Origin of the sequence: Salipiger pallidus, from assembly GCF_014643635.1 — a bacterium.
Lineage (GTDB): Bacteria > Pseudomonadota > Alphaproteobacteria > Rhodobacterales > Rhodobacteraceae > Salipiger > Salipiger pallidus.
Window position 1 is genome coordinate 1 of the sequence record NZ_BMJV01000011.1, and the last position, 13868, is coordinate 13868.

Sequence of the window (13868 nt, forward strand, 5' to 3'; positions counted from 1 at the left end):
CAATGCTAACCTTCTCCATGGACGCTTCCTCCTCGTAGCGAATTTCGACACCGCTACCTTGGCACAGCGATGCCGTGAGGGGGCGTCCACACCATCAAGAGGGGGCAAAGCCCTGTTCAGACTGTCGCTGCGCCAGGCTTCCGTGATTGTGGCGAGCCTGCAGCCTCTGGCGGGTCTGGACTGGCCTAAGCGGGATTTCTCGAGGCCGTGCCGCAGGCAGAAAACCCCGGCCATTCAGCTCCCCAAGTGCCACGCCGACGGGCCGCTGAACCTGCTCGTGCCCTCTCGGGTAACAGACAACACGAGAATGATGTTCTTTGGCGACGGTGACGGCGAATGACAGGCCCGCGAGTATGGCCCGCAGGGCGAGCGGCAGTGGCGCAAGGTCCATCTGGTCATGGATCCAGCCACTTCGGGCACCCGCGCCGTGGAATTCACTCTCAGCCGTGGCGGCGACAGGCCCGTGCTGCCAGAGCTGCTGAGCCAGATTGCGGTGGGCGAGCAGATCGGCACAGTCACCGCCGATGCGCCTACGACGCGTGCCTCTGCCACAAGGCCCTCATCGGGCGTGATACTGTCCCGATTATTCCGATCCGCAGGAGTGGACGCATATAGAAGGAGGACTGCCCGGCGGCATGCGTCCGGAACGAAACCTTGCGCGCCATCCGAGACTATGACCGGGCCTTCTGGAAACGTTGGACGGGCTATCACGCCCGAAGTCGGGTCAAGGCAAAGTTGCGCTGCCTGAAAGCCTTCGGCAAGCGCATCGCCGCAAGAGACCCCGACTGCCAGACCGCCGAACTCCACATCCGCAGCGCCCTCATGAACCGCTTCTCGGCCCTCGGCACCGCCGAGATCAAACCGTGGCATGACCTCAGAGGGATAAGGGAAGTCACGCTTCAAGCCGGACTTTTGCAGCAATGCCGTCTGTCTGCTTGCCTGGGACACAGGATCGGAGACGAAGGCGGCGAACCGCAAATGGATGACCTTCCACAACCACCAGCGCCCTCACTCTGCCCTCGGCGGCAAGCCACCGGCGCGGGTGTACCGGCAGAGCAATGATATTAACCACCCGATCAACAGGTGCACAGAGTCGCTTAATTTACGCCAGAACCTGTCCAATGATCCGGGAGTAGCTCAGATGCTGGTCAGCTCATGCGCGATGCGCTCAGCTTCCGCCAGTTTGCCAAGGTCAATCCCGTGAGCCAAGCCATACGCTTCGATCACTTCGAGCACGCTGCGTGTGTCGACATTGCCGCGCGCTCCGGGAGCGTAGGGGCAGCCGCCGAGTCCCGCAACCGAAGCGTCGAAGGTCCGCAACCCCCTCTCGAGCGACAGCTCGACAAGCTCTGCCGCGCGACCGGTGGTGTCGTGGAAATGCCCTGCAAGCCGATCAGGCGGTGTCTCGTCAAGCAGCGCCGCAAGCAGCGGCTCCAGGGTGTCCGGGGTGCCTGCGCCGATGGTATCCCCCAGCGATACCTCGTAGCATCCTGCCTCGATGAGGCGCCGCGTCCAGCCCGCCACCGCACCTGGCGCGGTCGGGCCGTCGAAGGGGCAGGAGATGACCATGGACAGGTAGCCCCGCACCGGCACGCCTGCGCCCCGTGCCGCTTCAAGCACGGGGGCAAAGCGAGCGAAGCTGTCCTCGATCGAGCAATTGAGATTGGCGCGGCTGAACCCCTCGGAGGCGGAGGCAAAGACCGCCACCTCGTCGCAGCCCGCCGCCAGCGCGCGTTCGAAGCCGGTGAGGTTGGGCGTGAGCGCGGCATAGCGCACGCCGGGAGCACGGACGATCCCGGCCATCACCTCGGCGGCGTCGGCCATCTGCGGCACCCAGCGCGGGCTGACGAAGCTTGTCGCCTCGATCCGGCGAAAGCCGCTGCGCGACAGGGCGTCTATGAGTGCGATCTTGCCCGCGGCGGGCACCATGCCGCCGCGGCTTTGCAGCCCGTCCCTTGGGCCAACCTCGAACAGGGTTACCTCGGGGGGCGCTTGGGGGGGCATGGCGTCACCTGGCATTGGCCGACAGCGCCTCGGGCAGCCATGTCACCAATCCCGGGAACAGTGCAAACAGGATCAGGATCACTAGCTGGATCAGGAAGAAGGGCACCACGCCGCGATAGACTTGCCCAATGCCGATGCCCTTGGGCAGCACGCCCTTCAGGTAGAACAGAGTGTAGCCGAAGGGTGGGGTTATATAGGCCATCTGCGCGGTGATCATGAAGAGCACGCCGAACCACAGCGGATCGAAATCAAGCGCGGTGATGATCGGCAGGAACACCGGCACGCAGAGCAGGATGATGCCGATCTCGTCTAGGAACAACCCGAGGAAGATCAGGATCAGCATCATCGCCGCCAGCACCAGCCAGCGCGAGGCTTCCAGTGTCTCGACGAAATTCAGCAGAGAATCCGCGCCTCCGGTGGCCACGAAGGTCGAGATGAAGGCCCGCGCGCCGATGGTGATCCACAGGATCATGGCGGTGACGCGCAGGGTGTCGGTGGCGCTGTCCGATAGCATCGACAGCGAGAAACGCCGCGTCACCAGAGAAGACGCCGCAGCGCCGAGCACGCCCACCGCAGCCGCTTCGGTCGGGGTGGCGATGCCGGTATAAATCGAGCCCAGTACGCCGACCACAACGAAGGCGGGCAGGATCAGGCTTTTGAGTTTCGACAGCTTCTCCCGCAGCGGTACGTCCTGAATGTCGTCTGGTGTGGGGGCAAGCTCGGGGTTGATCCAAGTTCGCACCAGGATGTAGGCGATATAGCTGCCCGCAAGGATGAGGCCCGGCAAGATGCCCGCGGCGAACATCTGCCCGATCGAGATCTGCGCGGTGATGGCGTAGACGATGGTGATGACTGACGGCGGGATGAGGATGCCCAGCGTGCCGCCCGCGCAGATCGCGCCGAGCGCCAGCGGCGGGTAGTAGCCGCGTTTCAGCATCGAGGGCAGGGCGAGGATGCCCATGGCCGCCACCGCCGCGCCGACGACGCCGGTCATCGCTGCAAGGATGGTGCAGATCGCGATGGTGCCCACCGCGAGCCCGCCGTTGACCCGCGCGAACCATGTCTCCATCGCGTCGTAGAGCGCATCGATGATCGCCGATTTCTGCAGGATCGAGGCCATGAGCACATAAAGCGGGATCGCCATGAGGCTTTCCGAGGTCATCGTCTCGAAGGTATTGAGCACCGCCACGATGAGCGCCGCCGGCCCCCACAGCAAAATGGTCGAGATGAAGGCGATGGCCCCCAGCACAAAGGCTAGGCCCGCGCCGCTCAGCATGAAGATGATGAGCGAGACGAACATGAAGGCGAGGATGAGCGAGCTTTCCATCTCAGTGCGCCTGCATGTTGTTTACGGGGCTGGTTTGAGGGTCGGGCCCCGGGCCGGGGTGAGTGCCATGCAGCACCGCGATGGCATCGGCCAGCGCCTGCAGGGCGAGCAGCAGGGCCGCCAGTGGCAGGAACAGCTTGGCGGGCCAGATCTGCGGGTTCCAGGCGGAATAACTGGTTTCACCGTAGCTGTAGCTTTGCCAGACCAGCGGGGCGGAGAACCACAGCAGGATGAGGCCGAAGGCGGCTGCCAGCAGCAGGCCCATGAGGGTCAGCACTGTGGCCAGCCGTCCAGTGGCCTTGTCCGACACGATGTCGACCGCGACATGGCCACCGAGATGCAGCAGGTACGGCCCGCCCAGCAGGAAGAACGGCCCGAAGACCAGCGTTGCCAGCTCGGGGGCCCAAGAGGTGGGGGAGGCAAGCAGGTAGCGCGACAGCACCTCCCACAGCATGAGAAGGACGATGGCATAGACGAGCCATTTCGAGGCAGCGAAAAGACCGCGGTTCAGCGCGGTGATGCCACGGGCGAGGTGCAGCATGACGGACTCCGGGAATGGGGAAGGGCCGGCCGGGCGGTGCCAGCCAGCCCTTTTGGGACGCTCAGAGCAGGCGCAGCTCTTTCATCAGGGCGATCTGCGAGTCCATCATGCGCTTCGACAGATCGTCGCTCGCGGCCTTGGCCCAGCTGTCCACCGCCTTGGCGCGGTTCTCTGCGACATCCTGCGGATCGAGGTCGATCACCTCAACGCCCGCCTCCTGGAACTTGGCGATGTACTCGCCGTTGGCCACGATGATGTTCTGCCGCAGCGCGCCCGAGATCTCACGGGCGGCAACCGCCAGCGCGGCGCGCTGCTGGTCGTCGAGTGCGTCATAGGCGCGGGTGTTGGCGACATAGGAGGTCGCGGTCGAGGGCTGGTGGAAGCCCGGCAGGATCAGGAACTTGGCGACCTCGTGCAGGCCTTCCTCGTAGTTGGCCTTAATGTCGCCGCGGTCGGCGATGTCCACGAGCCCCTTGTCGAGCGCCGAGTAGACCTCGGAGGTCGGCAGCGGCGAGACCGAGACGCCGAAATCGCCCATCACCGCGGAGGCAAGGCCCACGAAACGACCCTTGAGGCCGTTGAGGTCGGCAATGGTCCGGATCGCGACGCGTGAATGGATCGGCTCTTCGCCATAGACCGTGGGGGCGACATAGGTAAGCCCCGCCGGGGCGTAGCTTTCCCGCGCCAGCTCAAGCCCGCCGCGTTCGTAGAACCACGCTTCGTACTGGTCCGCCTCGGGGAAGCCGAAAGGCACCGTCGAGGAAAAGCCATGCGCGGGGATCTTGCCCGCAGTGTAGCCGTCGAAGGTCTTCATCATCTCGAAGGCACCGCCGCGCACAGCGTCGAAGGCCTGTGCCGCGGGGACGATCTGGCCGCCCGCAAAGGGCGTGATCTCGAGCGAGCCACCGGTAAGCTCGGCGACACGGGCGCAGAACCGCTCTTCGAAGATCTGCGGTGTGGTGCCGCCGCCCCAGAGCGCCTGCATGCGCCAAGTGGTCTTGCCCTGCGCGCGCACCGAAGTGGCGGCAACGATGGCGGGGGCCGCAAGAGCGGCGGCCCCGAGGCGCAGCATGCTGCGCCGGGTCGAAATGGTCATGGTCTTCCTCCCTGTCTGATCTTCAGGTGCCCTCCAGCACCCGCTTTGCACGGGCGACGCTGACGTCCCCCGCTGCGACGATGGCCTTGGCCACCCGGTCGATATCGGCACCGGCAGCACCGGCGGTGATGGCGATGTTGCGCGCGTGCAGGGTCATGTGCCCGCGCTGGATGCCCTCGGTGGCCAGCGCCCGCAGCGCAGCCATGTTCTGTGCAAGGCCCACCGCTGCAGTGATCTCGGCCAGTTGCTGGGCAGAGTCCACCCGCATCAGCCTCAGCGCCGCCTGCGCTGCCGGGTGGGTCCGCGTTGCGCCCCCGACGATCCCCAGCGCCATCGGCATCTCAAGCGTGCCGACGAGTGCCCCTGCGCTGTCGATCTCCCAGTGGGTAAGCGAGGTATAGCGCCCCGAACGCGCCGCATAGGCATGGGCCCCGGCCTCGATGGCGCGCCAGTCGTTGCCCGTGGCCACGACCACGGGGTCGATGCCGTTCATGATGCCCTTGTTGTGGGTCGCCGCCCGATAGGGATCGACGATGGCGAGGGCGCAGGCCTCGACAATGCCGCGCGCCACTTCGGTGCCGTCCAGCGACTTTGTGGTCAGCGCTTCGGCGGGCACGCGCACGCTGGCGGTGACCAGACGGCGGTCTGCAAGGTTCGACAGGATGCGCAGCCGGACCTTGCCAGAGGTGATCTCTTCGATCCGGGGGGCGAGCAGTTCGGCCATGGTGTTGACCGTGTTGGCACCCATGGCGTCGCGCACGTCCACCAGCAGGTGCATGACCACCATGGGCCCGATGGGCGTGTCGTCGAAGACATGTACCTCGAGATCCTTGCACCCGCCGCCAAGGCCGACCAGCACGGTATCACGCGAATTGGCCAGCGCGATCAGCTCGTCGCGATGCGCGAGGATCCGGGCCCGCGCGCCGCGCGGATCTCCTAGGCCCAGCACCTGAACCTGCGCCCGCATGATCGGGGTGGTACAGGTCGCGGTGAAGCCGCCGCCGCTGCGCGCGATCTTGGCCATATAAGAGGCCGCGGCCACGACCGAGGGTTCCTCGACCGCCATGGGCACGAGATGCTCGCGCCCGTTCACCACGAAATTGGTGGCAACGCCCAGTGGCAGCTCGAACATGCCGATGACGTTCTCGATCATGCCGTTGGCCGTGGCGAGCGGCAGCACGTTGCCTGCCAGCCGGCCTTCATCGGCTGCATCGAGCCCGGCCGCTGCCACCACGGCGCCCAGGCGCTCCTGCGGTTCCATGTCGCGCATGCCTTCCACGCGCGATCCACCGTGCTGCGCGGCACCGGCCTGCACTGTTTGAGCTGTCCCGGTCATCTGGTCCTCCCCCTCGTTCGAGCCGGATACTGACCGGTTTCCACCGGCATGTATTGGTACAGTTGGAAAAATTGCGCCTGTACTGTACACGTCGTTTTCAGGGTACAGATGGCGCATGGCACAGACCAAGACAGACCGTATCTTCGAGGCGCTCGAGACCCGCATCCTGCAAGGCGAGCTACCCAACGGCGCCCGGCTGGACTCGCTTCGGCACGCCTGCGTGCAATATGGCGTGTCCAAGAACATCATGGTCACTGTCTACGACCGGCTGGTGGCGCGGGGGCTGGTGAGCTCGCGGCAGGGGGCGGGGTTCTTCGTGGCGCATACGCCCTCGATGGCGGAAGAGCCGCAGAACCTGCAGGAGGCGATCGACATCGTGTCGCTTCTGCGCGCGCAACTTGACCGGCCACACAACGTGCTTGCCGGCGACGGACGCCCGCCGGAAAACTGGCTTCTGAACGCCGTGCCCAGCCTAACCCTGCCCACGGGCGAGGGCGGCTACGGCACGCCGCATGGGCTTTTGGCCCTGCGCGAATACATCGCCGCAGCGCAGCTGGCGCAGGGCATCGAAACGTCGCCCTCGCAGATCGTCACCACCTTCGGGGCCAACCATGCGCTTGATCTGCTGATCCGCCGCTTCGTGCGGGAAGGCGATGCGGTGCTGGTGGATGACCCTGGCTACTACCCGCTCTTTGCCAAGCTGAGGCTTGCGGGGGCCATGGTCATCGGCGTGCCACGGCGCCCCTGCGGTCCCGATCCCGATGCGCTGCGCAGCCTCGCGCGGGCGCATGGTGCAAGGCTCTTCTTCACGCAGTCTCTGGGGCAGAATCCCACGGGCTGCTCCATCGACCTGCCCACCGCCCATGCCATCCTTCAGGTCGCCGACCGGCAGGACATGCTGGTTGTGGATGACGATCCCTTCCTCGACCTGCCGGGAATCGAGGGCACGCGGCTGGCGCATCTCGACCAGTTCAACCGTGTGATCCAGATCGGCAGCTATTCAAAGACGCTCACGCCGTCGCTGCGGTCCGGATACGTCATCGCGCGGCCCGATATCGCCTCAAGCATCGCCGAGCTGAAGATGATCCTTTCGGTCAGCAGTTCGAGCTACACCGAGCGCATCATTGCCAACCTGATCCGCAGCCGCCGCTACGAGAAGGTCAAGGGCACCATGGCCCGGCGGCTTGCGGTGGCTCGGACCGAGGCAATGCAGCGCCTGTCGGCACTGGGCTTACGACTGTTCGCGCAGCCGCAGGGCGGGCTTTACGGCTGGCTCAGGCTGCCGGAGGGTCTCGACGATCTCGAGGTCGCGCGTGAGGCGTCTGCGCAGGGTATCTTCCTCGCGCCTGGATCTCTGTTCCACGCGGACAGTGCAAATCAACCGCCAAGCATGCGCATCAATTGGAGCCGGGTGAACGACAGCCGCTTCTACTCCTTCATGCGGGGACTCTCATAGGAATACGACGGGCCTGTCTGCACGTTCTGGGCCCACCTTGCCCCGAGGGCGATCGGCAGCCGGCTGGTGCCCTTGTCACTAGAGGTCCATTCGAACCCCTACGCCCCGTGACTTTTTTAACTACGGTTCCGATGCCGACCGCGCAGCGTATGATGCCCAACCTATCGTGTAGCTTCTCATAGGATCGCGCTCTCCAGCGAGCAGACCTTGTCAGTCTCGCTGCGCCGCAGGCAAAGCCAAGGATCAGGCGGATTCGCGCAGCTTCAGCTCAGCCCGCAACAGCATGTTGCGCGGTTTGGGAGTTCGGTCCCTTTCGATGCAGGCGATCAGCTCGGACATGGCAAGATGCGCCATCTCGCCATAGTTCTGCGCCACGGTGGTGAGCGGCGGGCAGGCGAACCGTGCCTGCGGATGATCGTCATGCCCGGCAATGCGCAGATCGCAATCCTCCCCGCGCCCGACCTTCAGTCCTGCCTCCCACGCCGCAAGCTGCGCCCCGAGCGCAATCCTGTCGTTGGCGCACAGCAGCGTACGGCTGGGCAGTCCCTGCGCAATCGCCGCGCAGGCGCACTCACGTCCGAAGCGCTCGAACTCCCAGCTGTCGTTTTTCGGGATCGGCAGCACCTGGGGCGTATGGCCCGCCGCCTCCATCGCCCGCTCATAGGCGTCAAGGCGCGCCGCCGCATTGCGGTTGATCCCCGGCATCCCGAGATAGCAAGGTGCCTCGCCAGAGCGGCAGAGGTAGTCGACTATCAGCCCCATGCTCTGAGCGTTGTCGGTGCCCACGAAGGCCGCCGGATGGTCGGGCGGGCTGTCCACGTAAACCAGCGGGATCTCTCCCTCGAGCTGCTCGAGCCGGGCGCTGTGGCCGGTGGCGCCGGTGGGAACCACGATCAGCCCTGCCACGGTCATGGATTGCAACCGGTCGATGGCAGAGCTTTCCAGTGCATGCTGCCCATTGGTCGAGAGCATGAAGGCAAGGTAGCCGGCCTTGGCCGCCAGTTCCTCGACCGAGCGGGTGAGCTCCATGTAGAACGGGTCGGTGGAATTGGGGATGATGATGCCGATGATCCGGCTGCGCCGCCGCTTGAGGTTCACCGCGAAGATGTTCGGGCTAAAGCCGCTTTCCTTCAGCGCCGCCTCGATGCGGCTGCGGGTGGTGTCGCGCACGGAGCCGGGATCGTTGAAGAATTTCGACACGGTCGGGCGCGACAGCCCGACGTAGGCCGAGAAATCCTCCATCGTCCGGATGTCAGTGCGTTTCACCATGCGGCCCGTTCCAATCCTGTCCTGTTCCCCTTGCGGCCCAGCTTCTAGCCTCAGGCTCCGCAGGCGGAAAGGTAATCGTGCATCATCGCCTCGACCGCAGCCAGCGCCAGCGGCTCTGCCTGCGCCTTGAGCGTCCCGCCCCGCACGGCAGCATAGCGCGCACCAAGGTACTGGCTGATCAGCGTTTCGGGCAGGGTCCTGCCCTCCAGGAGCGCAAAGAGCTCGGCCACCGCCGCCTCGGCATCGGGCTGGGGCCAGTAGTAGCGGATGCGGTCCGAGTAGCTGAAATGCCGTTGCAGGGCACGTTCCGCGTCAGTGCCTTCGTAGTAGCGGTCCCAGTTGGCCGGCGCGGCCTGCATCACGTCCTCCATGGTCTGGCGCAAGGTGCGGGTGCGCTGGCCAGGGAACAGCTCCTCGGCGATCTGGTCGAGCCCGTAGAGCGCCTCGCGCAGCATGAAGGTCAGGCCCGGCCCGACCTTGAGGATGGCAAAGCCGTCCCGAACCAGCGCGGCCAGCCCGGCGCGGCGCTGGTAATCGGTGGAATGCGCCTCGAAGCAGAGGCCGGGCAGATCCTTCAGCGCCTCCGACAGGGGCTGCGCCGCCGCGCTGTCATAGTCGATGACGTTATGGTTGCCGAACTCCACGCCCGGCTGCACCACGGCGGCGATGACGCGGGCGAAGGCATCGTCCTCTCCAGCGGCGGCAAAGGCCTTGCGGTGCACCTCGACCGTGGTGCGTGCCGCATCGGGATCGGTCAGCTCGAGCGTGTCCAGCTCTTCCATTGCACCGCCGGGGATCGGGACCTCGGTGCCGATGATGTAGACCGGGGCAATGCCGCCCTCGGGCCGCGCCGCTTCGGCGGCGGCGGCGAGGCGGGCGGCGCGGGTGGCGGTGGTGGCATCGTCAAGCGCCACCGGCTCGCCCTTGCAGCCCATGGAGCAATCAAGGTGCAACTTGGTAAAGCCCGCCGCCGAGAAGGCGCGGATCATCACGTCTGCCTTTTCCATCGCCTCCTCCGCGGGCAGGGCCTTCCACGGGTTGGGGCCAAGGTGGTCGCCGCCAAGGATGAGGCGGGCGGGGTCGAAGCCCTCGCGCGCGGCGATGTCCTCGACGAAGGTGCGGAAGTCCACGGGGGTCATGCCGGTGTAGCCGCCATCTTGGTTGACCTGGTTGCAGGTCGCCTCGATCAGCAGGGGCATGGCGGTGGGGGCGGTGGCGCGCATGGCGGCGCGCAGCACCATGGCATTGGCCGAACACACCGACGGAATGCCCGACGGCCCGGCCTTCTGGCGCCAGCTTGCGATGTCGTGCAGGGGGTTGGTCATGGGATCTGTCCTAAGTGTTCAGGCTATGGTTTTCAGGCGGTTTCGCTGGCGCTCAGCAGGCTGGCCAGTTCCGCGAGGGTGGAGGTGCCCTCCATGGGGCCAAGCTGCGTAACGGCCCGAGCCCCAGCGGCGTTCGCATGGGCAAGGGCGCTGGCGGGATCGGCCCCATTCACCCAGAAGCTGACGAAAGCGCCGCCAAAGCAGTCTCCCGCGCCGGTCGGATCGATTTCTTCCACGGCAATCGGCGCGGCTTCGGTGCGTCCTGCAGCGTTGAAGTGGCTCGCGCCTTCGGCCCCGCGCTTGATAACGATCTCGCCCACGCCGCGCGCGAGCAACTCAGCGACCGCCTCAGCCTCGGTCCGGGCCTTGGTGAAGAGAAAGATCTCGTCGCCCGAGGGCAGGAACAGGTCGGTCTGCGCCAGCACCTCGTCCAGCGCCTCACGCAGGCCGGGGGTGCCCAGGATCTCGGGCCTCAGGTTGGGATCGAAGCTGAGCGTTCCGCCGTTTCCCTTCACAACCGCGATCGCCTCCATGGCGCGCTCCGCAAGGCCGGGAGCCGACAGCGCGGTGCCCATGACATGCATGTGCGTGCAGCTTTCCATCACCGCGCGGCCATTGGGCGTGGCGGGCAGGGTGCCGCAGGCGGCGTTGGCGATGTTGAAGACGAACACCCGCGAGCCGTCCTCACGGTAGCGCACGAAGGCCGAGCCGGTGGTCTCGCCATGGGCGATCTCGACCCCGCTCACGTCCACCCCGTCGGCGCGGAGCCGGTCGAGGTTGAGCTGGCCAAAATCATCCCCCCCCACGCGCCCGAGGATGGCGCAGGGCGTACCGAGCTTGCCCACCTGATCGATGAAGATGGCAGGCGCTCCCGAGGGGAAGGGGCCAATCAGAGGCTGCGCCTCGAGAAAGCCGCTGCCCTTGGTGGTGGCGACGATCTCCACGAGGATCTCGCCGACGGTCAGGACCTTTGCCATGGCTCAGCCCTGCCGCTGCTTGGAGCGCACGTCGAGCCAGACGGCGATGAGGATCACCAGCCCCTTGACGATCAGCTGGTAGAAATAGGGCACCGACAGCATGTTCATGCCGTTGTTGAGCACCCCGATGATGAGCGCGCCGATCAGCGTGCCTACCATGGTGCCGACCCCACCCGCCAGCGATGTGCCGCCCAGCACGGCAGCGGCGATGGCGTCAAGCTCGTAGCTCATGCCAGCGTTGGTCTGCGCCGAATACAGCCGCGAGGACAGAAGGATGCCCGACACCGCCGCCATCACGCCCGAGATCATGAAGATCTTGATCTTCATCGCATCGACGTTGATCCCGGAATAGAGCGCCGCCTCGCGGTTGCCACCCGTGAGGTACGCCTTGCGCCCGAAGGTGGTGTGCGCCAGCGCGATATGGTTGACGAGGAACAGCACCACGACGATCCAGATGATGATGGGCAAGCCGAGGAAGCTGTTCGCGCCGATGGCGATCCAGGTGGGGTCCATGTTCATGGCCGGGGCGCCGCCGGTGGGCAGGCTGACGAGGCCGCGGTAGATGCTCATGGTCGCCACGGTGACGATGAAGGATGGCAGCATCAGCTTGGCGGTCATGGTGCCATTGAACAGGCCCAGCACCGCCCCCGCCGCCAGTGTCAGCACCAACGCTGGGACAAAGCCCCAGCCCAGCCCGATCACCTGCGCGCCGACCATGCCCGCCACAGCGATGATCGACCCGATGGAAAGGTCGATCTCGCCCAGCAGGATCACCCATGTCATCCCGAAGGCGGCAATGGCGATCACGGCCACCTGCTGGAAGATGTTGGTGAAATTGGCCAGCGACAGGAAGCGGTCGTTGGTCACCGAGAAGATGATGCAGAGCGCCAGCAGCGCCAGCACGATGCCCGCGTACTGGCGGATCATAGCGCGCAGATAGCTATGGCCGGCGGTTTCGGTCGTTGTGGTATCGGTCATTGGACATGTCCCGTGGCAAAGGTCATCACCCTCTCGGGTGTTAGCGTGTCGCGGGGGGCGGTGGTCGCCACGCGGCCCTCGGACATGATCATCACGCGGTCGGCAAGCCCCAGCACCTCGGGCAGTTCCGAAGAGACCATGAGGATCGCCGTGCCCTCCGAGGCAAGCTCGCGGATGATGCGGTAGATCTCGAATTTTGCGCCTACGTCGACGCCGCGGGTGGGCTCGTCAAGGATGAGGATGCGCGGTCTGGTGGCGAGCCACTTGGCTAGCACCACTTTCTGCTGGTTGCCGCCCGACAGAGTGCCGGTCACTGTCTCGATGGACCCGGTGCGGATGCCAAGGCGCTTGACCTCGCCTTCGGCGGCGGCGCGTTCGGGGCCGCTGCGCATGAACCCGCGCCCGGAAAAGCGGTCAAGCGCGGCCATGGTCACGTTGGGCCGCAGCCCGTGCGACAAGACCAGCCCCTGTTCCTTGCGGTTCTCGGTGACGAAGCCGATCCCTTGCGTGATCGCCTGCGCGGCGCTGGTGATGCGCACCTCCGCGCCGTCAATCTCGATCCGGCCCGTATCAGGCGGCAGCATCCCGAAAAGCGCGTTCATCACCTCGGACCGGCCCGAGCCGACAAGCCCGAACACCCCGAGGATCTCGCCCGCCTTCAGAACAAAGCTCACGTCCTCGAAGGCATCCTTGCGGGTCAGCCCGCTAACGCTGAGCACGGGCGTGTCACTGGGCGAGGCCACGACATCGAGCCGGGGCGGGTAGATCTCGTCCATGCGGCGCCCAACCATCATCGCGATCAGCGCGTCGATGGTGGTGTCGTCCTTTTCCACCGTGGCGACATATTCGCCGTCGCGCACCACGGTGATGTCATCCGACAGGCGCATGATCTCTTCCATGCGGTGCGAGATGTAGATCACCGCCTTGCCCTGCGCGATGAGCTTGTCGATGATCCGGAACAGGATCTCGGCCTCACTGTCCGACAGCGACGAGGTCGGCTCGTCGAAGATCACCACCCGCGCGTCATGGCTGAGGCCCTTGGCGATCTCGACAAGCTGGCGCTGAGCGATCGACAGGTCCGCCACCCGGGCGTTCACGTCAAGTGGCAGGCCGAGCTCGGCCACCAGTGCGCGGGCCTGCGCCACCAGCTTGCGGTCCGAGATGAAGCCCATCCGCGTAGGTTCACGCGTGGCGAGGATGTTCTCGGCAACGGTTAGGTTGTTGCACAAGCTCAGTTCCTGAAAGACGATGGCCAGCCCGGCGGCGGCGGCCTCCTGCGGGGTGCGCGGACGGAAATCCTTGCCGCCAAGGGTGATGTCACCCTCGGTGGGCAGCTGCACCCCCGCAAGGATCTTCATCAGCGTGGACTTGCCTGCACCATTCTCGCCAAGGATCGTGTGAACCCGGCCCGCGCGGACCGTCAGGTCCATGTGCCGCAGCGCGACGATGGGGCCGAAGGTCTTGCGGACCCCGGTCAGGTGCAGGACGACGTCACAATGCTCCATGGCGGCCTCCTTTGGGAACTTTGGCTAAGGGCTGGCCCGCCGCGCGGGCGGGGT

General features: G+C 65.8%; 11 protein-coding genes and 1 pseudogene. 2 read left to right on the top strand and 10 right to left on the bottom strand.

Going from position 1 to position 13868, the window contains the following annotated elements:
• Positions 1-106: 106 nt before the first annotated feature.
• Positions 107-858: pseudogene (locus IEX41_RS21620) on the top strand (IS5 family transposase); the annotation flags it as partial.
• 279 nt (positions 859-1137) lie between these two features.
• Here IEX41_RS21620 and IEX41_RS19300 read toward each other — a convergent pair.
• The 5 genes from IEX41_RS19300 to IEX41_RS19320 form a co-directional block, all read right to left on the bottom strand.
• Positions 1138-2004: a hydroxymethylglutaryl-CoA lyase gene (locus IEX41_RS19300; RefSeq protein ID WP_188791964.1), complete on the bottom strand. Its 867-nt coding sequence runs from the start codon at positions 2002-2004 to the stop codon at positions 1138-1140.
• A gap of 4 nt (positions 2005-2008) precedes the next feature.
• Positions 2009-3331 (bottom strand): TRAP transporter large permease, encoded by a 1323-nt coding sequence (locus IEX41_RS19305; RefSeq protein ID WP_188791965.1) that lies wholly within the window; start codon positions 3329-3331, stop codon positions 2009-2011.
• A gap of 1 nt (position 3332) precedes the next feature.
• Positions 3333-3872 (bottom strand): TRAP transporter small permease subunit, encoded by a 540-nt coding sequence (locus IEX41_RS19310; RefSeq protein ID WP_188791966.1) that lies wholly within the window; start codon positions 3870-3872, stop codon positions 3333-3335.
• 61 nt (positions 3873-3933) lie between these two features.
• Positions 3934-4968: a TRAP transporter substrate-binding protein DctP gene (gene dctP, locus IEX41_RS19315; RefSeq protein ID WP_188791967.1), complete on the bottom strand. Its 1035-nt coding sequence runs from the start codon at positions 4966-4968 to the stop codon at positions 3934-3936.
• 22 nt (positions 4969-4990) lie between these two features.
• Positions 4991-6304, bottom strand: coding sequence for a hydroxymethylglutaryl-CoA reductase, degradative (locus IEX41_RS19320; protein WP_188791968.1), 1314 nt, complete (start codon positions 6302-6304; stop codon positions 4991-4993).
• A 115-nt stretch (positions 6305-6419) separates the two neighbouring features.
• Here IEX41_RS19320 and IEX41_RS19325 point away from each other — a divergent pair, with 115 nt between their 5' ends.
• Positions 6420-7760 carry an aminotransferase-like domain-containing protein gene (locus IEX41_RS19325; protein ID WP_188791969.1) on the top strand — a complete coding sequence of 447 codons (1341 nt, stop codon included), beginning with the start codon at positions 6420-6422 and terminating at the stop codon, positions 7758-7760.
• 243 nt (positions 7761-8003) lie between these two features.
• Here the strand turns inward: IEX41_RS19325 and IEX41_RS19330 are convergent, their stop codons facing one another.
• From IEX41_RS19330 to IEX41_RS19350, 5 genes are read right to left on the bottom strand one after another with little or no spacing between them, the layout of a single operon-like run.
• Positions 8004-9029: a LacI family DNA-binding transcriptional regulator gene (locus tag IEX41_RS19330; RefSeq protein WP_229673380.1), complete on the bottom strand. Its 1026-nt coding sequence runs from the start codon at positions 9027-9029 to the stop codon at positions 8004-8006.
• A 50-nt stretch (positions 9030-9079) separates the two neighbouring features.
• Positions 9080-10354 carry a D-tagatose-bisphosphate aldolase, class II, non-catalytic subunit gene (locus IEX41_RS19335; protein ID WP_188791970.1) on the bottom strand — a complete coding sequence of 425 codons (1275 nt, stop codon included), beginning with the start codon at positions 10352-10354 and terminating at the stop codon, positions 9080-9082.
• 32 nt (positions 10355-10386) lie between these two features.
• The gene (locus IEX41_RS19340; RefSeq protein ID WP_188791971.1) at positions 10387-11331 is read right to left on the bottom strand and encodes a tagatose kinase; all 945 of its coding nucleotides are present in this window, start codon (positions 11329-11331) and stop codon (positions 10387-10389) included.
• A 3-nt stretch (positions 11332-11334) separates the two neighbouring features.
• Positions 11335-12309: an ABC transporter permease gene (locus IEX41_RS19345; RefSeq protein WP_188791972.1), complete on the bottom strand. Its 975-nt coding sequence runs from the start codon at positions 12307-12309 to the stop codon at positions 11335-11337.
• Positions 12306-13814, bottom strand: a complete 1509-nt coding sequence (locus IEX41_RS19350; protein ID WP_188791973.1) for a sugar ABC transporter ATP-binding protein — start codon at positions 13812-13814, stop codon at positions 12306-12308. The genes IEX41_RS19345 and IEX41_RS19350 overlap by 4 nt, the downstream gene beginning before the upstream one ends.
• Positions 13815-13868 lie beyond the last annotated feature (54 nt).